Genomic DNA, 19,292 nt, shown 5'->3' on the forward strand with positions numbered 1-19,292 from the left:
GATTTGTGCGACAACTCGTCGCGGGTTATAGGATGCCGCCCGCCGGACACTCGGTCGGCGGCATTCCTTTCCGTGATCCCCGCAGGCTTCCGCATGATCGACAAGCTCGAATTCTTCATCGTTCTGGCACGCGCCGGGCATTTCGGTCGAGCAGCCGAGGAATGCGGGGTCGCGCAGCCTTCGCTTTCCGCCGCCATCCGGCATCTGGAAGAACAGCTCGGTGTGCAGCTCGTCGTGCGCGGTTCGCGCTATCAGGGGTTGACGCCCGAGGGGCAGCGGGTGCTGGAATGGGCCAAGCGCATCGTCGGTGATACCCGCACGATGCGGGAAGAGATGCGGGCGGCCCGTAAGGGCCTGACAGGGCATGTGAAGCTTGCCGTCATCCCCACCGCGCTCGCCATGGTGCCGCTGTTGACGGCGCCGTTCCAGGAAGCGCATCCCGACGTGACTTTTTCCATCGTGTCGCGCACATCGCTGCAGATCCTGGCGCAGCTCGACAGTTTCGAGATCGATGCCGGCATCACCTATCTCAACAACGAGCCGCTCGGCCGGGTTACCAGCGTACCGCTCTATGAGGAGGATTACACGCTCGTCACCGTCGAAGGCTCGCCCCATGCCGACCGAGAGACGATCCGCTGGTCGGAGCTGGCGGATATCCGTCTCGGCCTGCTGACGCCGGACATGCAGAACCGCCGCATCATCAACCAGCAGCTGGCCAATGCGGGGGTCACCATCATCCCGGCGGTGGAATCCAGCTCGATCGTGGCACTGCTCTCCTATGTGGTCACCGGCAAGCTGTGCAGCATCATGCCTCGCAGCCTTTCCAAATCCTTCGGCTTTGCCCCGAGCGTCCGCATGATCCCGATCGTCGAGCCGGAAGTGCGGCATACGGTCGGTCTCGTCGCCTACCATCGCGAGCCGTTCACGCCGCTCGTCTCGGCCCTGCTGCACGAGGCCAGAAGCCTGGGGATGGATACGGCCCGGGGGTAGTCTGGATAGTCGCGGTCGGCGCCTATCCTGGCGATTTCGGCCCGATCATTTGAGCACTGGGCAATCGTCGTCCGGGCCACTACATGAGTTGTTGAATACACCTTCGATCAGGCAAGGAGAGCCGATGTCCGGCTTCAAGACGACGGCAGTCGCCGAGGAAATCATCCGCCGCAACGGCGTCGTGAGAACTGCCACGCGCATGGTGCCGGAAGAGGTGGCTATCGCCTTTTCCTATGGCGGCTCCAGCCATGCGGTGATGATGGGCACGCCGGCCGATCTGGAGGATTTCGCCGTCGGCTTCAGCCTGACCGAGGGCATCATCTCCTCCATGGCCGAGATCGAGGACATTTCGGTTCTGGAGGGGGATCAGGGCCTCGACGTGCAGGTGCGCCTTGCCGAGGACAAGGAAGATGCGCTTCGCGCCCGCCGGCGGCATATGGCCGGCCCGGTCGGGTGCGGGTTGTGCGGCATCGAGTCCATCGAGCAGGCAATGCGCGTCGTGCCCGACGTTTCCCATGTCGGCATGCGTCTTTCTCCCGAGGACATCACCGGCGCGATCGCTGCGCTCAACGATGCCCAGCCGCTGCACGCGCAGACCCGTGCCGTTCACGGTGCCGGCTTCTTCATTCCCGGTGAGGGGCTGATTGCCGTGCGCGAGGATGTCGGGCGTCACAACGCGCTCGACAAGCTCTCGGGTGCGGTGATCCGCAAGGGGCGGGCGGGACGTGAGGGTATAGTTGCGGTCACCAGCCGCATCTCCGTCGAGATGGTCCAGAAGACGGCCATCCTCGGCGCCTCGACGCTGGTTGCGATCTCGGCGCCCACCGCGCTGGCGATCCGCACGGCGGAAGAGGCCGGCATGACGCTGGTGGCGTTGACGCGGGGCGATGATTTCGAGATCTTCACCCGGCCGGAGCGGATCGAGATCGGTCCCGACGCCGACGTCGCCTGAGGGTGCCGGAAAAATATTAATCGGAGGAGCCTCCGATTATATTGCCAAGCGCGCGGCGCTGGGCTAATGATGTGTCGTGCCTTTCGGGTTGCGGCGGCTCATGCCGTGGCCGGGTACCCATTTATCCATCTCATCACACATCATTTCTCCCTGGATGGAGCATCTCATGCGATACAATCAATTGGGCAATACCGGCCTGTTCGTCTCCGAACTGTGCCTCGGCACGATGACATTCGGTGAGGCGGGCGGGACCTCGTTATGGGGCAAGATCGCTGGCGTCGATCAGGATGCGGCCGATGCCATTCTCGACAGGTCCATCAAGGCCGGGGTCAATTTCATCGATACGGCCGATGTCTATTCCTCGGGCAATTCGGAGCGCATTCTCGGCCAGGCGATCCGCAATGTCGGCGTGGCGCGTAAGGATCTGGTGATCGCGACGAAATTTCTCGGGCAAACGGGTGACGGGCCAAACGATCGCGGTGCCTCGCGCGGGCATATCATGGATTCGGTCGAGCAGAGCCTCGAGCGGATGCAGCTCGACTATATCGACCTCTACCAGATCCACGGGACCGATACGGTCACGCCGATCGAGGAGACGCTTCGGGCGCTCGACGACCTCGTGTCACGCGGGCTCGTTCGCTATATCGGTCTTTCCAACTGGGCGGCATGGCGGATCGCCAAGGCGCTCGGCATATCGGAGCGTCGCGGCTTTGCCCGGTTCGAGACGGTGCAGGCCTATTACTCCATCGCCGGCCGTGACCTGGAGCGTGAGATCGTGCCGGTCATGCAGGAGGAAAAGCTCGGGCTGATGGTGTGGTCGCCGCTTGCCGGCGGTTTGCTGTCGGGCAAGTATGGCCCCGGCGCGCCGGGCAATGGCGAGGGGCGCCGGCAGGAGTTCGACTTTCCGCCGGTCGATACCTATCGCGCCTGGGCCTGCGTTGCCGCCATGCGCGAGATTGCCGCCAAGCATGAGGCCAGCGTCGCCTCGGTGGCGCTTGCCTATATCCTTCAAAAGCCCTTCGTCATGAGCGTCATCATCGGTGCCAGGCGGATCGAGCAGCTGGAGGATAATCTCAAGGCTGTCGGCCTGCATCTCGATGCAGACGACATGGCGCGGCTGGATGAGGTGAGCGCGCTTTCGCCGGAATATCCGGGCTGGATGCTCGAGCGTCAGGGGGCCGGTCGCCGGCCTGCGCCGTTCGAGCCGTCCTGATCGATATTGCCGGGCGGCGGAGATGATCCGCCGCCCGGCCCCTTCTTTCAGAAGTCTTCCCAGCCGACCGCCTGTTTGAGATTGGCATGGGCTGCCCGCAGCGGTGCGGTGTTGACCGCAACCTGTTGAGGTGCCGGGCGATAGGTCGGTGTCCTGCCGGTGCCGTTGCCGATGTCGAACTGGGCGAGAAGGCCGCGCAGGCTTTCCGCCTCGTTGGCGAGCGAGTGGCTGGCCGCCGTCGTCTCTTCCACCATCGCGGCATTCTGCTGGGTCGCCTGGTCCATATGGTTCACCGCCTGGCTGATTTCGCGCAGGCTCGCCGCCTGTTCGCGCGAGGCCTCGACGATCGCCGATATGTTGTCGTGGATACTGCCGACCTGGGTGAGGATATCGCGCAGTGACGAGCCGGTGCGGCCGACAAGCTCGACGCCGCCGGTCACCTGCTGGCTCGACGTGTTGATCAGAGTCTTGATCTCCTTGGCAGCCTTGGCCGAGCGCTGGGCCAGTTCGCGGACTTCCTGAGCGACGACCGCAAAGCCCTTGCCGGCTTCACCGGCACGGGCTGCCTCGACGCCTGCATTCAGCGCCAGAAGGTTGGTCTGGAAGGCGATGTCATCGATGACGCCGATGATATTGGTGATCTCGTTCGACGATCTGGAAATGCCGTCCATGGCGGAAATCGCCTGTTCGACGACGAGGCCCGACTGTTCGGCATTCTGCCGTGTCGTGGTAACGAGCCGTCCCGCTTCCTCCGCCCGGTGGCTGCTGTCGCCGACGGTGCGGGTGATCTGTTCGAGTGCCGCTGCCGCCTCCTCCAGCGAGGCCGCCTGCTGCTCGGTGCGCTTGGCAAGCTCCTGCGAAGCGTCGCGGATCTCGCTCGATGCCGAGGCAATGCCGGACGCGTTCTGGGCGACGACCTTCATCGCCTCCTTGAGCTTGTCGGCCACCGCGTTGAAATCCTGTCGGGTGCCTTCCATGCTCGGCACGAAGCGGGTGTCGATCTGCTGGTCGAGCTTGCCGTCGGACAAGTCGCGCAGGCCCTTGCCGAGCAGCGCGATGGCACTCATGCGCGGGGTCACGTCGGTGGCGAATTTCACCACTTTGGTGACCTTGCCGTTCATGTCGGTGATCGGGTTATAGGCGGCCTGGATCCAGATTTCCTTGCCGCCCTTGCCGAAGCGGACGAATTCGTCGGCGATGAATTCACCGGCGGCAAGCCGTTTCCAGAAGTCGGCATATTCCACTGTGGCCGCATAGGCCGGATCGCAGAACATCCGATGGTGCCTCCCCTTGATCTCCGAGGGGTCGTAGCCGAGGCCGGCGCAGAAATTGTCGTTGGCCTGAAGGATGGTGCCATCGGGCAGAAACTCGATCACGGCCTGCGAGCGGCTGATGGCCGAAAGTTTCGCCGCATCTTCCGTTGCCTTGATCTTGGCGGCGGTGATGTCGGTGGCCAGCTTCACCACCTTGTAAGGCTTGCCGCCGCGCGACACCGGGTTGTAGGAAGCCTGTATCCAGATCTCCTTACCCGACTTGGTGATGCGCTTGTATTCCTGCGCATCGAACTTTCCGGCGGCGAGATTGGCCCAGAAGGCCTTGTACTCGGCCGATGCGGTATAGTCCGCTTCGCAGAACATGCGGTGATGCTTGCCCTTGATCTCGGCAAGTGAATAACCGAGCGCTTCGCAGAAATTCTCATTGGCGTTGAGAATCACGCCCGTTAGATCGAATTCTATGACTGCCTGTGATTTCGATATGGCGGCCAGCATATCCGTTGCACTTGCCGCCTTGCCCAGTCCCAGCATGGAATGTCCCTCAGACGTAACCGGTGGGGTTACTGCCATTTTTCAGGAAGTCATGTACGCACTCGCTAAAGTGCTCAACTTCCATTTATATTAGGACATTAAAAAATTAATGCGATCTTTATTCAAAGTGCAATTATTCGTCGATAAAGAAAAAGGGCCACTCGCGCGGCCCTTCATCGTTCAAATCGGCTTTCGGCGTGTTATGCCGCGAGATCTTCCAGGTCTGCGCCCTTGAACATCTTGGAGAGATTGAGGAAGCAGATCATGCCTGCCTCGTTGGCGATGATGCCTTCGGAGAAGGACTTGTCGAAGGAGGCGGATACTTCCGGAACCGGCTGAACCTGGCTCGACGGAATCGTCAGGATGTCCGACACGCGGTCGACCAGCATGCCGATGACCATGTTGTGGACTTCGGCAACGACGATGGCGCTGCGCTCGTTGGCGACCGTGCTCTTCATGCCCAGCTTGTAGGCCAGATCGATGATCGGAATGACCGAGCCGCGCAGGTTCATGACGCCGATGACGTCCTTCGGTGCGTGCGGAAGCGGCGTCGAGGGCGCCCATCCGCGGATTTCGCGGATCGTCGTCGTCTTGACGCAGAATTCCTGATCGTGAAGGCGGAACGCGATGATTTCCAGCACTTCGCCGCTATAGATTGTCGAGTTGATCGGTGTCGCCATCACAGCCTTTGCCCCAAGTTCCGTTGCCCGCGCGACAGCTGCAGAAATACATCTCGTCACGTCGCGTTCCGGTGCCGCCGCATGGCCAGAATCAGATCGCGCATGGTCATGATAGGCAAGGATTATTGCTCAAACCTAAATGCGTTCCGCGTTTGCCGACGGAAAATACTGCGGCAGGCAATCATTCAGGCGGAAGTCGGCGGATCAATACTCGCGTTCGTAGAAGATGCCGGCCTTGCCGCCTTCCGTGCCGGCGCCGGCCTTCAGCTTCACGCCGCGACCGACATCGAGATTGATCGTCGCTTCGGCGCCGCCCTCACCGCCCTGTTCGACCTGCAGGTAGGTGCGGTTGTTGATGTAGCGGCCGACGGAAACGGTCGTCTGGCCGGTGGCATCGGTGCTGACATCGAGATCGTCGACGCCGAGATTGCTGCGCAGCGTCTGCAGCAGCGAGGTGGAACCGCCGCCGGCAAGCTGGCTGACCGCGTCGGCAAGCTGGGCGATCTGCAACGGCGAAAGGCGCGACATGGACTGGCCGAAGATGAGCTGGGCCAGAACTTCGTCCTGCGGCAGGGACGGCGAGGAGGTAAATCCGATCGTCGGGTCATCCGCCATGCCGGTGACGCCGACGGTGATCGTCGTCGTGCCCGAGGTCGTATCGGCCGACATGTTGAGAACCGGGATCAGGCCGCCGCCGAAGGTGATGTCGCCATTGGTGAAGTCGAGACGCTTGGTGAGGATAATGATGCGGCCGCGGCGCATTTCGAAGCCGCCGGAAACCTGAGGCGCAACGGCAGTTCCGGCAACTGCAAGTTCGCCGCCAAGCTCGGCATCGATGCCGCGACCGCGAACGAAAATGCCGTTCGGGGCGCGGACGCGCAGGTTGAGCTGGATCGGGTTGGAGCTGCCGGATGCCTGTTTAGGGCGGATCTCTTCCATTTGGCGCAGCACGTCTGCCGGCGCATTGCGGTGACGGATGTCGATCGAGCGCAGCGAGGTGGGCAGTTTGGCCGGAACGGTGATGGATGCCTTGGTCAGCACGATCTCGCCGCCGAGCATGGGGCCGGACATTACCGGACCCTGTAGCGTCAACGTGCCGTCGGCGGTGACGGCAAACAGGCTGCCGTCGGCATAGCTTGCCTGATCCAGCCTGACGGTGATGTCGGCCGGGAAGCCGGAGCCGGGTTCGATGCCGACCGTGCCGTCGATCGAAACGCGCCCGCCGCCCGAAAGCGTGCCGGAGATGTTGGAGAGCCGCGCGGTGCGCCCGTCGAGTGCAATATTGGCCGTCAGCGCCGAGATGGCGAGGTTGCGGCGCACATCGATGAGGCGCGAGCCGGATGTCGTCAGCGTGCCGGTGATGGCAGGAGAAGTGGCCGGGCCGCTGACCGCGATATCGACATTGCCGGTGCCTTCCATCACGAAGCCCTGGGCCGCCAGCTGGCCGGCGAGGATCGAGAAGGGGACGTTGCCGGAGAATTTCAGATCGAGTGGGCGATCACCGTTGATCACGGCCGAGCCGCCGCCGGAAAGGGCAATGCCGCCGCCGCCGGATAGTCTGGTGTCGACGGTGACGCGGTTGTCCTGGAAGCTGCCGGTCGCCGTGATGTCGACGGCCGCGACGCCTGCGCCGGTCGTCTGGCTGATGGCGGCGCCATCCCAGCGCAGGTCGTAACGGACCGCGGGTGCCTGCGGCGTGCCGGTGGCCGTCACCGTGCCGGAGATAATGCCCTGGGCGCCGAGGTTGGGTACGAAAGCGTTGGCGATCGCTGCCGGAACTGACCGGGCGCGGGCATTGACGTTAAGTGCCGGGCCGCCGTTGTCGTTCAGCAGAACACGGCCATCCGCGGTGATCTCAAGGCCGCCGCCGCCGGAAACGCGGGTTTCCTCCAGTGTAACCGCGCCATCTGCGAAGGTGCCGGTCGCATTGATGCGAAACGGACTGATGCCAGCATCGCGCATCTGGCGAAGCTGGGCATCACTCCATTCCAAATCGTAGCGAATTGCCGGTGCCGCACTCGTGCCCGTGGCGTTGATCGTACCGGAAATATTGCCGGCGGCGTGGATCGCCGGCAGGAAGGTGTTGAGAAGGCTCGCCGGGAGCGCTTTGATGGTTGCCGCGAGGTCGAGCGTCGAGCCTGCCGTGCCGTTGACCGAGACGCTGCCGGAGCCGGTGGCGAGCGTCAGGTTGGACAGACGCGCGCCGCCGTTCTCGATGACGATACGGGTCGGATCGACCAGACGGACCGGGATGTTGCGTGGGGTTGCCTCGAATGTGTCGAGGCCGATGGCAAGCCCTTGCGCGGTATCGATCGTGGCCCGCGTCGTCAGCGGCGCATTGTCATAACGGGCGTCGAGCGCGATCGATGTGGTGGTGCCGTTGTGGTTCAGCGCGACATTCAGCCCTTCGAGGAAGATGGCATTGGTGCCGAGCCGCGCGGCGCGGATCGTGCCTTCGGCTGCAATCGTCCTGATATCGGGAATGGTCAGGTCGATATTCGGTTCGACGAGGCCGGCATTGCCCTGGCGGATGGCCGAGCCGCTTGCCTTGATGACCGCGCCGGTCGTTTCGCCCTGACGGTTGAATACGACGGAGCCGCGCAGATCTCCCTGCGCCTGTTGTGCGGCGAGTGCTGCGAGGAGTGCGACGTCCGGGAAGTCGAATTCGATCTGGCCGGAGGGGGTGAAGTCGGGCGAGAAGGACAACGCCCCGTTCAGCCGGTTCGGGCCGATCTCGGCATTGATCGCCGGGGCGCGCGTCTCGCCATTCGACGAGGCGAGGTCGGCATTGATGCGGATCGGCTTGCTGTCGAGCGACCCGTTGACCGCAACGCGACCTTGCGGCGCCTGCGGGTTGGCGATGCCGTCGAGAACGAAGCTCAGGTCTTCCAGCCTGCGGCCGACGAGGCGCGCCTCGGCTGAATTGACGACAGCCCTGATGGTGGCGCCGGTCAGGGGGCCCTTGGCGGAGATGTCGAAGCCGGCCGCCCCCTCGGCGTCTTTCAGCCAACGCTTGATATCGGGCAGGCGGCCGGCGATGCGGCCGGAGACGTTGCCGTTTTCGACCACGGCATTGCCATGCGCTTCGACGGCGTTCGACTTCACCACCAGGTTCTCAAGGCTCATGCGGCCGCCCTGCACGACGTCGACATAGCCTTCGGCGGCAATCGCGCCCTCGAAGCGGGAGGCGACTGCGGGGGGCAGGATGCTCGGATTGGCGGAGAGGCGGAAATTGCCCTGGATTGCCTGTTTCGATGTGTCGTACGCGCCACTGACGGTGCCGTTGAAGCCTGCGCTTTCGAAGGTTGCGGCATCGAGACCGATTGCCGGCGGCGCCAGTCGAAGAGGCGCGTCGAGGGTTATCGGTCCGCGGAGCGTGCGGGCGAGGTCGGCATTGACGAAATTGAGTTCGTTCACCGTCAGGCGGCTGCGGATGCTGCCGGTCCGGTCGAGGAGATTGAGATCCTCGCTTTCGGCCTGCAGCCTGACCTGACGGAACCGGCCTTGCGGCAGTTCGGCAAAGGGCAGGGCGGCCGTTGCGTTGAAGCGTGCGGCGGCGGCGGCACCGGTGAGGGTGAAGTTCAGCGTCTCGATGGAGAAGCGGCTCGGCTGGCCGTTGATAGGCCACGCGATGTCCACCGGGCCGTTGGTGCCGGCAAGGCTCGCTGTCAGGCTGTTGTCGCCCTGCGGGTCCCATGCGCCCTTGGCGGCAAGGCGCACCGCGCCGGAGGTGAGCTGGCCGCGCTGGAAATCGACGCGGCCGGAAGGGGAATAATTTGCGGCGATGTCGATATCGGTCGTGCCGTCGAAAAGCGCGCGCAGTGCCGGCGGCATGAGGGTTGCCAGCTGGCCGCCGCCCTTGACCTCGATACGATGGCTGCCGTTGTCGGACAGGACATGCCGCCCGTCGACGGAAATCACCGGGCTGTCGGCCACTTCACCGGTCAGCCGTCCCGCCCAGTTGGACAAGGGACCTTCGCCATCGAGCGCCAGTTCCACCGACGGCGCGCCGGGCAGGCGCAACAGGTTGGCGAGAAGGCCACCTTCCGGTTCTGAGACCGACGCCTTCAGGGTCAGGCGGTTTTCCGAGGGGGCATAGACGATATCGGCGAGCGCCCGTGCATCCGGCTCATCCTTGCGGGTCGCCTGCAGATCGAGCGCGATATTCGGCCCCGTCGCATCGATCGAGCCTTTCAGCGCCAGCGCGAAATCGCGGCCGGAAAGGCCCTGCGCAAGATTGATGTCCGGCAGGTCGAGCTGCGCCACGCGCACGCCGATCGGCAAGGGAGAGCCGGTGTTCGATGTGCCGGTCGATGCCGCCTGCACTTCTGCAGGCTCCGGCGCGCGATACACGTCGATTGCGCCGGCGGTGATGCGGTCGGCGCGGAACTCGCCGGTGATCAGCGCCATCGGTGACCAGTCGATCTCGATGCCGTTGACCTGGGCGTAAGGGCCCTTGCTGTCGGACAGTGTCAGCGCGCCGACGCGCAGGTCGCCGGTCAACAGGCCTTCCGGCCTGGAGAAGGAAATGCCGCGATCCGGCGTCGATACGAGTGAGGAAATACGGGTCGCCGCCATGTTGCCGCCGGCCGATGTGAAGGCGACAAAAAGGACAACGCCAAGCGCCATGACGAAAAGGACGCCGACTGCCGCGATGGCAGCCTTCAATGTCCATTTCAAAAGGCGGACGAGGAAAGTCATTTTGGATTGCGGTCCTTCAGAAAGCCTGGCCTATGCCAGCATAAATAGCGAACGAATTGCTGTCGTCATAGGGCCTCAACGGTACCGCGAAATCGAGACGAATCGGTCCGAAAGGTGTTGCATATCTTAGTCCGATGCCTGCGCCAGCACGAATATCAGAGAAATCGGGCACGATTTCGGTTGTGACTGTTCCGACATCGATAAATGGCACGATGCCGATGCTTTCCGTCACCTTGAAGCGGGTCTCGAACGAGGCCAGGGCGTATGATCTTCCACCGAGCGCGTCGTCATTATCGTTATAGGGCGAGATTTCGCGATAGCCATAACCGCGCACCGAGCCGCCGCCGCCCTGATAGAAGCGGCGGGTGACGGGAATGTCCTGCAGGTCACCCGTGCCGACGACGCTGCCTGCTGCAACGCGTGCGGCGAGCACGATCCGGTCTTCCGCGCCAAGACCGTAATAACCGGCAAGCGAACCTTCGAACGAGGAGAAGACATTGCTGTTCAGCGCCTCGTAGCTCGGCTTGACGGCAGCCGTCGCGTAATAGCCTTCGGTCGGGTCGAGCTTGTTGTCACGCTTGTCGCGCTCGTAGGTGAGCGGCAGGCTGACGGTCAGGTAATCGTTGTTGCCGAAGGCGTCGTTGGCATGGATATAGGCGATCTCGCCGCCGGCCGAGACCTTGTCGGTCTCGTTGAGTTCGTAGGTAAAGCCGGCCGAAAACGTAAAGGACTGGGCTTCGTAGATATCGTCCGGGTTTTCGCTCTTGGCTTCCAGCTTGGAGATGAACGTTGCTTCCGGCACGAAGGCGCCGGGCTTGGTGAAGGTGATGCCGGCGGAGTAATCGAAGGTGGTCACGTCGGTGGTGGCGCCGATGCCTGAGACGGCGCCCTCCAGGCGCAGCGATTCCGCTTCACCGAACAGGTTGCGGTGGCCCCAATAGCCCTGAACGCCTGCGCCGTCGGTCGAGGCGTATTCCAGGCCAAAGCCGAAATAGCGATGCTTGCCTTCGGAAACCTCGATCATCAGCGGCAGAGAGCCATCGGGCGCAAGTTCGTCGGGCTCCTGGATTGTGATGCTTGAGAAGACGCCCAGTTCGCGCAGACGCTCGGATGCCTTTTTCAGCTGCGTCGGCGAATATTGCTGGCGGCGGTCGAGGCGCGAATAGCGCTCGATGAAGGCCGCATCGACCGTACGGGCGCCTTTTACGGTCACCGTGCCAAAAGGCGCGACGGGGCCGCCGACGGCGCCAAGCACGACGTCGACCGTCTGGTTTGCGTGGTTGGCAGTGACCTGCCGCTGCAGCGGATGCGCGAGCGGGCGGCCTTCCTCCTTTAGGTCCAGAACGATCTTCTCGCCGGCTCTGAGGATCGCCAGCGATCCGGCCTTGCCGCCTGGCTCAAGATCGTAGTCGGCAGGATTGCGTCCGGCCGCATCGCCTTCGAAGCGGATCGCGCCAAGCTTGAATTCCGGGCCTGGCCTGACATTGATCGCGACCGGCACAGGGGCCGAATGATCGAAGGTCGGGTTGGGCGGAAGCCGGTCAATCGGGGTGCCGGCGATCGAAATGTCGACGATGCCGCCATAGCGGGCTTCTTCATACAGGATCGCCACCAGGCGGTCGCGGTCTTCGCGAGCCTTGACGACGATTCCGAGGTCGCCGGAGACCGGCTCATCCTTGTCGCTGACGAGCGCCGAGGTGGATTCCAGCCGATCGGCGAGGTTGCCGTCGGCTTCGCCGGTTTCGATCGTCGCATCATAGCGAACGGGATCGATAACCTCGACGGTTTCCTCGTCGCTGCCGAAAATAGTGATGCCGAAGAGTTTGAATGCGTGTGCTTCAGTCGCGGTCAAAGGGGAAAGGACGAGAGTCGTCGTGAGCAGGCATGCCAGGCTGTGCCGGCTGCTCCAGTTGCCCATCCTCCCCGCTTTTGTCTTTTCCATACGCAGACTTAAGTATCGCAGCTTTCCGTCCTACCCGTCATAGGCTCCGCCATTCTCTCTACCCGCAAAATGGCGGCAGGGGTACCCTTGATCTCGACTGTATGATGATTTGTTGAAATAAAAGGCCCCGAAGCTGGCTTCGGGGCCACATATTTGAAAACGTGAGCTTATATCAATTAGCCGCGCGGGCAATTGTCGATATAGCGGCGGCCGTAGCGGTCGCGGTAGTAGCACTGGCCCGGCTGTTCGTTCACACGGCCGATAAGCGCGCCCGCTACACCGCCGACGGCAGCGCCAACCGCTGCGCCGCGAACATTGCCGGTGGCGATGCCGCCGATCACGGCGCCCGATGCCGCGCCGATGCCGGCACCCCGTTCGGTGGCGGAGCAGCTGGCAAGAGCTGCGCCAACCATCATGATCATTATTGCCTTCTTCATGGTTTTCTCCCGTTGAAAACGCATCCTGCTGCGCCACCACGACGAATCTTCGATGCTTCCAGCAGGAAAATAGGCTGCGGGTCCGGTGTGTCCAGATCGCCAGCGGTGTTTTATTGTCGAGGCCGCAACCCTTGCGCTACGGCTGATGCCAGCCAGATGGTGGTGGCGACAGGGATGCGAAAGCGAACGGGTGGTTTTCGCCCGTGCTTGACGTGAATCAATTTTCACATCTTGGCGAGCGGGCATATTTGGTTTGGAACGATTCAAAAATGGGCCTATTGCCGCAGGCAGTGTCGAGTCGCGTGTTTTAGGCTTGACGAATGGAGCGGCCGGACCCAATACCGGGTCAGGTTTTGGAGTTTGAAATGGATTTCGAGGCATTTTTCAAAGGCGAGCTGGACTGTCTTCATCAGGAGGGCCGCTACCGGGTGTTCGCCGATCTCGAACGGCATCGCGGCAGTTTTCCGCGCGCTACCCATCACGCTGCCGATGGTACCAGGGACGTGACCGTCTGGTGTTCCAACGATTATCTCGGCATGGGCCAGCACCCCGCTGTGCTTGCCGCGATGCATCAGGCCATCGATCACTGTGGCGCGGGTGCGGGAGGCACCCGGAATATTTCTGGCACCACCCACTACCACGTTCTGCTTGAGCGCGAGCTCGCAGACCTGCATGGCAAGGAGCAGGCGCTGGTCTTCACCTCCGGCTATGTCTCCAACTGGGCGACACTCGGCACGCTCGGCCAGAAAATCCCCGGCCTGGTGATCTTTTCCGATGCGCTGAACCATGCCTCGATGATCGAAGGCATCCGCTACGCCAAGTGCGACCGCGTCATCTGGAAGCACAATGATCTGGAAGACCTGGAAGCCAAGCTCGCCGCCGCGGATCCGGCTGCGCCGAAGCTGATCGCCTTCGAGAGCGTCTACTCGATGGACGGCGATATCGCGCCGATCAGGGAAATCTGCGATCTCGCCGACAAATATGGCGCGATGACCTATCTCGACGAAGTTCACGCGGTCGGCATGTACGGTCCGCGCGGCGGCGGCATTGCCGAGCGCGAGGGGCTGATGGACCGCCTGACGATCATTGAGGGCACGCTCGGCAAGGCGTTTGGCGTGATGGGCGGCTATATTGCGGCGTCAGCGGCGCTCTGCGATTTCATCCGCTCGTTCGCCTCGGGCTTCATCTTCACCACGGCCATTCCGCCGGCGATTGCCGCCGGTGCCGTTGCCTCGATCCAGCATCTGAAGACGAGCCAGCTGGAACGCGCCCGTCATCAGGAGCGCGTGCGCACGCTGCGCGGCATGCTCGACAAGCACGGCATTCCGCATATCCCCAACCCCAGCCATATCGTGCCGGTGATGGTCGGCGATGCGTCGAAGTGCAAGTGGATCTCGGATATCCTGCTCGACAGCTGCAATGTCTATGTGCAGCCGATCAACTATCCGACCGTGCCGCGCAAGACCGAGCGTCTGCGCATCACCCCGACGCCGCTGCACAGTGACGCCGATCTCGAACACCTCGTCTCGTCGCTGCATCAGATGTGGGCGCAATGCGCGCTGGCGCGGCATGTAGCCTGAGGCGGGGGCAGGAAGTCCCCTCGGGGAGAAATCCCCTCACCAACAAAATCTAGCACTTAGCTTTCGCTAAGATGCTGATTTTGTATCCTCTCCCACAAGGGGAGAGGTAGGGCGCCGAGGTTGCCGCAGCGTATCTCTCCCCTTGTGGGAGAGAAAGCGATTTCAACATCTTAGCCGAAGGCTAAGTGTTAGAAATCGCAAGTGAGGGGATCAACCGCCTCACGCCGCCATTCCCACACGCACAATCGCATCCGCTGCCCGTCGGCGGGCTTCCGCATCGGCGGCAAACACGTCCTCCATCGTGGCGGCGGCGCCAAAGCCGACCATCTCGTCCATCACCTGTTCGGCGATGTCGGCCATCTGCAGAAAGCCGATGCGGGCGTCGCAAAAAGCGTGGAAGGAGACTTCCTCGGCAGCGTTCATCACTGCGCCCTGCACGCCGCCGCGATCCATCGCCGTGCGGGCAAGCCGCAGGGCCGGGAAGCGGACTTCGTCCGGCGCTTCGAAATCAAGCCTTGCGAGCCTGGCGAAATCGAGCCGTTCGACCTCCAGTTTCGGGCGGTCCGGATAGGTCAGCGCATAGCCGATCGCGGTGCGCATGTCTGGGCAGCCGAGCTGGGCGATAACCGAACCGTCGCTATAGCCGACCATCGAGTGGATGATCGATTGCGGGTGGACGATGACCTCGATCTGGTCCGGCCGGACGCCGAACAGATGCTTCGCCTCGATCATTTCCAGCGCCTTGTTGAACATCGAGGCGCTGCCGATGGAAATCTTCAGGCCCATCGACCAGTTGGGATGGTTGCGGGCGATCTCGGCGGTGACGCCTGCCATCTCGTCTCGCGACCATGTGCGGAAGGGGCCGCCCGAGGCGGTGATGACGATGCGCTCGACCGCATGGCGCTGGTCGTCCTCAAGCGACTGGAAGATGGCGCTGTGTTCGCTGTCGACCGGAATGAGCCTGCCGCCGCCTTCCGCAACCGCCCTGACGAACAGGTCGCCTGCCGAGACGAGGCATTCCTTGTTGGCGAGCGCGATATCGGCGCCGCGCTCTGCGGCGGCCAGCGTCGGGGCAAGGCCGGCGGTGCCGACGATTGCTGCCATTACCCAGCCGACATCGCGCCGGCCAGCGTCGATCACGGCCTCGCGCCCGGCGGCCACCTCGATGCCGGTGCCGGCCAGCGCGTCCTTCAATTCTGCGTAACGGTTTGCGTCCGCCGTCACTGCCAAACGTGCACCACAGGCTTTGGCCTGCTCGGCAAGCAGGGCGATGTTGCTGTGGCCGGTAATGGCGACGACATCGAAGGCATCGCGGCCGCCAAGCTGGCTGACGACATCGAGCGTGTTGACGCCGATGGAGCCGGTGGAGCCCAGAATGCTGATGCGACGTCTCTCGTTTTCTGCCATGCGATATCCAATCAAGTTCCGGCAGGTGGTCTACAAGTGAATGCCGCCTCTCACAAGAGCGGGACATATGCCGGCATATGTGATCGCGGGCCGCTTGATCGGCCGGCGAATGAGAGCGAAATGAGCGCATGGACAAGACGAGCACGATCGAAACGACATGCGTGATTGCCGGAGCCGGCCCGGCTGGCCTGATGCTGGGCTATCTTCTGGCGCGGGCCGGCGTGGATGTTACGGTTGTCGAGAAACACGCGGATTTCCTGCGTGATTTTCGCGGCGATACGATCCATCCCTCGACATTGCAGGTGATGGACGAACTTGGACTGATCGACGATTTTCTCGCCCTGCCGCATACGCGGGCCGGGAAGCTCTCCGCCGAAATGGGCGGGCGGACGGTCACGATCGCCGATTTTTCAAGGCTGCCGGTAAAGAACCGCTTCATCGCCTTCATGCCGCAATGGGATTTCCTCAACTTCCTCAGCGAGCGGGCGCAGGCCTTTGCGAATTTTCGCCTCATCATGCAGGCGGCGGTAAAGGATGTCATCGAAGTGGACGGCAGGGTGGCGGGAATCGTCGCCGCCGGTGCCGATGGGGATGTCGTCATCAATGCGGATCTTGTGGTTGGCGCCGATGGACGCAACTCGGTCGTGCGTGACAAGGCGGGACTGGTGGTCGAGACATTCGGCGTACCGAGCGAGGTCGTCTGGATGAAGCTTTCCAAGCAGGCGGGCGATCCGAACGAGGTCATGGGCCATGCCGGGCCGCGCCAGGGTTTCGTGCTGATCGACCGCGGCGACTACTGGCAATGCGGCTATGTCATCCGCCGCACGACATTTGCCGATATTCGCGCGAAGGGGATCGAGGCATTCCGGCGGATGGTCGCCGATGTCTCGCCATTGCCGGCGGATCGGGTTGAGGAGTTGCTCTCCTTCGACGACACCAGCCTCCTGACGGTGCGTATCGACCGGTTGAAGCAATGGTGGCGGCCGGGGCTGATCTGCATCGGCGATGCGGCCCATGCCATGTCGCCGATCGGCGGCGTCGGCGTCAATCTCGCCATTCAGGATGCGGTGGCGACCGCCAACATTCTGGCGTCTCCATTGCGCGAAAGGCGTCTTGCCGATGCCGATCTGGTTGCCGTCGAAAGGCGCCGCAGTTTCCCGACCCGTGCAACGCAGAAACTGCAGCTGATGATGCGCAGCAGTCGACGTTCCGACGAGACGGACGAGACGAAGCGCAAGGGACCGCCCGCCTTCATTCGCGGTATCGCCCGCTGGCCGCTGCTTGCCCATCTTTCCGGCCGGCTGATCGGGCTCGGCTTTCGCATGGAGCATGTGAAACTGCCCTTCGGTCGGCGCTGATCGTCGGGGCGGTTTCCGCTCCCGTCATGATGGGGCGGGGGGTGTCCTTGGTGCAGCTGGCGGTGATGCTGTTGCCGATGACGGAATTGACCCGCCTCAATGTATCGCAGGTGATTTCGAGCGACGGTGATCGAACATTTTTGTTCAATCACCGCGCCCGGTTCGGGCAAGCAGGCTCCATGGGCTACAGGATCGGCATTCTCCACGTTCGCGACGCGATGCGCGCCTATGCCGTGATCGAGCGGGTCATGCCGGGGCTCGATCTGGAGCAATGGACAGCGCTTACAGCGACGGCCGCTCTCTGCAGGCTCTGGTTCGTGGCGAAGGACATGCGCGGCTATATTCGCGGCATCTGCCATATGGCCGTCCGGCAGGGCGACGCCCGGCGGCAGATGGAGGTGCCGCTGATTGCCTCGGTCAGCCTGCGCGACAGCGAGGAGGTTCTGGGTCTTCTCTTTTCCGCCGTCAGGGATGTGGCCATCAGGGAGCGATGTCAAACCATCCATATCTGGACCGCCGTGCCGCCTGACTGGCCGGCGCTCGTAGATTATCTCGACCATGGGCCGTGGGAGCACGGCCTGGTTTACGGTGCCGACGGCACGATGCTATCCGGTCAGCCGATCTTGCCGGTGAAGATGTAGCCGACGCCGCGCACGGCCTTGATGAAGTGCGGATGCTTGGCGTCCGCCTCTATCTTGCGCCGCAGGCGAACGATCTGGGCATCGATCGTACGGTCGAATGCTTCCAGCTGGCGGCCACGGGTCAGGTCCATCAGCATGTCGCGGGTCAGGACCCGGCCAGCATGGGTGAGAAAGGCAGCCAGCATGTCGAACTCGCCGGTCGTCAGCTCGATCTGGCGCTCATCGGCGGAGGCAAGCTCGCGGCGGGACAGGTTGAGCGTCCAGCCCTCGAAGCGGATGATCTGGTCCTCTTCCTGCTGCACGGCCTTGGGTGCGGCCGGCTGGCGGCGTCTGAGGATTGATTTCAGCCGGGCGTGGACCTCACGCAGGTGAAACGGCTTGGCGATATAATCGTCGGCGCCGATCTCGATGCCGATGATGCGGTCGACGACGTCGTCGCGGCCGGTCAGCATCATGATCGGCACATCCGACGTGCTGCGGATATCGCGCGCGAGATCGAGCCCGTCGCGACCGCCGGGAAGCGACAGGTCGAGCAGGATCGCATCGAAGCCATTCGATCTCATGGCGACGTTCATCTCGACGCCGTCGCCCGCCGTGGTAACCTTGTACCCCTCGCCCTCGAAATAACGGGTAAGCATCTGGCGGATGCGGGGGTCGTCGTCGACGACGAGTATGTGCGTCTCTATGCGCGCCACCGGGGCTGTTTCAATCGACATTCATTAAGCCAGGCTGTTACAATCTGTCACCAAATCGAACCGTCTTTAACAGTTGTAGCATTCGCGCGTTACGTGAGCAGGGTCAACTGCCCCCATCAAACGACGGGGCCAAGAGCATGTTTCTCACCAGCTATAATCGCGAACGCGCTGCACTCAATGTCATTGCCAATATCGAGCCGGAGACGCTGAACGGCCTGTTCACGCGTCAGCCCGCCGAGTTCGTCCAGTCCGGTCAGTCGCTGTTTTTCGAAGGTGACGAGGCAAAGCACGTGTTCGAAGTGGTGGAAGGCGCGATGCGCATCTTCCGGATCATCTCGGACGGTCGCCGGGTGATTACCGGTTTCGTCTATGACGGTGACCTGCTGGGTGTTTCGCTGAAGGGCAATTATCTCTACAGCGCTGAGGCGATCGTGCCGACCAGGGTGCGCCGGCTGACCCGCCGGGCCTTCGATGCGGCTGTCGAACAGTCGGACGAGCTTCGTCCGCAGATGTTCGAGCGCGTCTGCGACGAAATGGCGGCGGCGCAGGACCAGATGGTGCTTCTGTCGTGCAAGAGCGCCGAGGAGCGCTTCTGCACCTTCCTGATGAAGCATGCGCGCCGGGCGGAAGCAAAGAGTGGCTCGCAATCGCTGGTCCATGTGCCGATGACCCGCCAGGACATGGCCGATTACCTCGGCCTGACGATCGAAACCGTCTCGCGCACCATCACCAAGCTTGCCGCGAAGGGCGTCGTGGAAAGTGTCGGTCGCCATTCGATCAAGATTTTCAAGCCGATGCTGCTTGCGCAATTGGCCGGAGACGAGGATGAATGCAGCTGGGGAGAAAGCCTTTCGCGCCATTAAGGCGCGGGGTGTAGCAGGAAGCAGCCAG

General features: G+C 62.8%; 14 protein-coding genes. 7 read left to right on the top strand and 7 right to left on the bottom strand.

Annotated features, from left to right (window positions below; translation table 11 throughout):
* Positions 1-93: 93 nt before the first annotated feature.
* From AC0JZ4_RS07465 to AC0JZ4_RS07475, 3 genes are all read left to right on the top strand, one after another.
* Complete coding sequence (locus AC0JZ4_RS07465; protein WP_471885765.1) at positions 94-990, top strand: LysR family transcriptional regulator; 897 nt, start codon at positions 94-96, stop codon at positions 988-990.
* Between the two features lie 124 nt (positions 991-1,114).
* Complete coding sequence (gene fdhD / locus AC0JZ4_RS07470; RefSeq protein ID WP_471885766.1) at positions 1,115-1,942, top strand: formate dehydrogenase accessory sulfurtransferase FdhD; 828 nt, start codon at positions 1,115-1,117, stop codon at positions 1,940-1,942.
* 166 nt (positions 1,943-2,108) lie between these two features.
* Positions 2,109-3,155, top strand: coding sequence for an aldo/keto reductase (locus tag AC0JZ4_RS07475; RefSeq protein ID WP_471885767.1), 1,047 nt, complete (start codon positions 2,109-2,111; stop codon positions 3,153-3,155).
* Between the two features lie 47 nt (positions 3,156-3,202).
* Here AC0JZ4_RS07475 and AC0JZ4_RS07480 read toward each other — a convergent pair whose 3' ends face one another.
* From AC0JZ4_RS07480 to AC0JZ4_RS07500, 5 genes are all read right to left on the bottom strand, one after another.
* Positions 3,203-4,924, bottom strand: a complete 1,722-nt coding sequence (locus AC0JZ4_RS07480; RefSeq protein WP_471887828.1) for a methyl-accepting chemotaxis protein — start codon at positions 4,922-4,924, stop codon at positions 3,203-3,205.
* A 236-nt stretch (positions 4,925-5,160) separates the two neighbouring features.
* Complete coding sequence (locus AC0JZ4_RS07485; protein WP_471887829.1) at positions 5,161-5,640, bottom strand: chemotaxis protein CheW; 480 nt, start codon at positions 5,638-5,640, stop codon at positions 5,161-5,163.
* A 204-nt stretch (positions 5,641-5,844) separates the two neighbouring features.
* Positions 5,845-10,341, bottom strand: coding sequence for a translocation/assembly module TamB domain-containing protein (locus AC0JZ4_RS07490; protein WP_471885768.1), 4,497 nt, complete (start codon positions 10,339-10,341; stop codon positions 5,845-5,847).
* 16 nt (positions 10,342-10,357) lie between these two features.
* Positions 10,358-12,283, bottom strand: a complete 1,926-nt coding sequence (locus tag AC0JZ4_RS07495) for an autotransporter assembly complex protein TamA (protein ID WP_471885769.1) — start codon at positions 12,281-12,283, stop codon at positions 10,358-10,360.
* Positions 12,284-12,459: 176 nt separating this feature from the next.
* Complete coding sequence (locus tag AC0JZ4_RS07500; RefSeq protein ID WP_471885770.1) at positions 12,460-12,720, bottom strand: glycine zipper domain-containing protein; 261 nt, start codon at positions 12,718-12,720, stop codon at positions 12,460-12,462.
* A gap of 365 nt (positions 12,721-13,085) precedes the next feature.
* Between AC0JZ4_RS07500 and hemA the strand changes: the two genes are divergently transcribed.
* Positions 13,086-14,300: a 5-aminolevulinate synthase gene (gene hemA, locus AC0JZ4_RS07505; RefSeq protein ID WP_471885771.1), complete on the top strand. Its 1,215-nt coding sequence runs from the start codon at positions 13,086-13,088 to the stop codon at positions 14,298-14,300.
* A gap of 219 nt (positions 14,301-14,519) precedes the next feature.
* Here the strand turns inward: hemA and dxr are convergent, their stop codons facing one another.
* Entirely contained in the window at positions 14,520-15,707 is a 1,188-nt protein-coding gene (dxr, locus tag AC0JZ4_RS07510) for a 1-deoxy-D-xylulose-5-phosphate reductoisomerase (protein ID WP_471885772.1), read from the bottom strand.
* Between the two features lie 128 nt (positions 15,708-15,835).
* Between dxr and AC0JZ4_RS07515 the strand changes: the two genes are divergently transcribed.
* Both AC0JZ4_RS07515 and AC0JZ4_RS07520 read left to right on the top strand, forming a co-directional pair.
* Positions 15,836-17,065 (top strand): FAD-dependent oxidoreductase, encoded by a 1,230-nt coding sequence (locus tag AC0JZ4_RS07515; RefSeq protein WP_471885773.1) that lies wholly within the window; start codon positions 15,836-15,838, stop codon positions 17,063-17,065.
* Positions 17,066-17,106: 41 nt separating this feature from the next.
* On the top strand, positions 17,107-17,706 hold the full coding sequence (locus tag AC0JZ4_RS07520) for a hypothetical protein (RefSeq protein ID WP_471885774.1): 600 nt from the start codon (positions 17,107-17,109) through the stop codon (positions 17,704-17,706).
* On the opposite strand, the gene AC0JZ4_RS07525 is transcribed toward AC0JZ4_RS07520, so the two are convergent.
* A complete protein-coding gene (locus AC0JZ4_RS07525; RefSeq protein WP_471885775.1) occupies positions 17,679-18,422 on the bottom strand; it encodes a response regulator in 744 nt (247 codons plus the stop codon). The two genes, AC0JZ4_RS07520 and AC0JZ4_RS07525, sit on opposite strands and share 28 nt — an antisense overlap.
* Before the next feature lie 116 nt (positions 18,423-18,538).
* Here AC0JZ4_RS07525 and AC0JZ4_RS07530 point away from each other — a divergent pair, with 116 nt between their 5' ends.
* On the top strand, positions 18,539-19,264 hold the full coding sequence (locus tag AC0JZ4_RS07530) for a Crp/Fnr family transcriptional regulator (RefSeq protein WP_471885776.1): 726 nt from the start codon (positions 18,539-18,541) through the stop codon (positions 19,262-19,264).
* Positions 19,265-19,292 lie beyond the last annotated feature (28 nt).

It is taken from the genome of [Rhizobium] kunmingense (assembly GCF_977018605.1).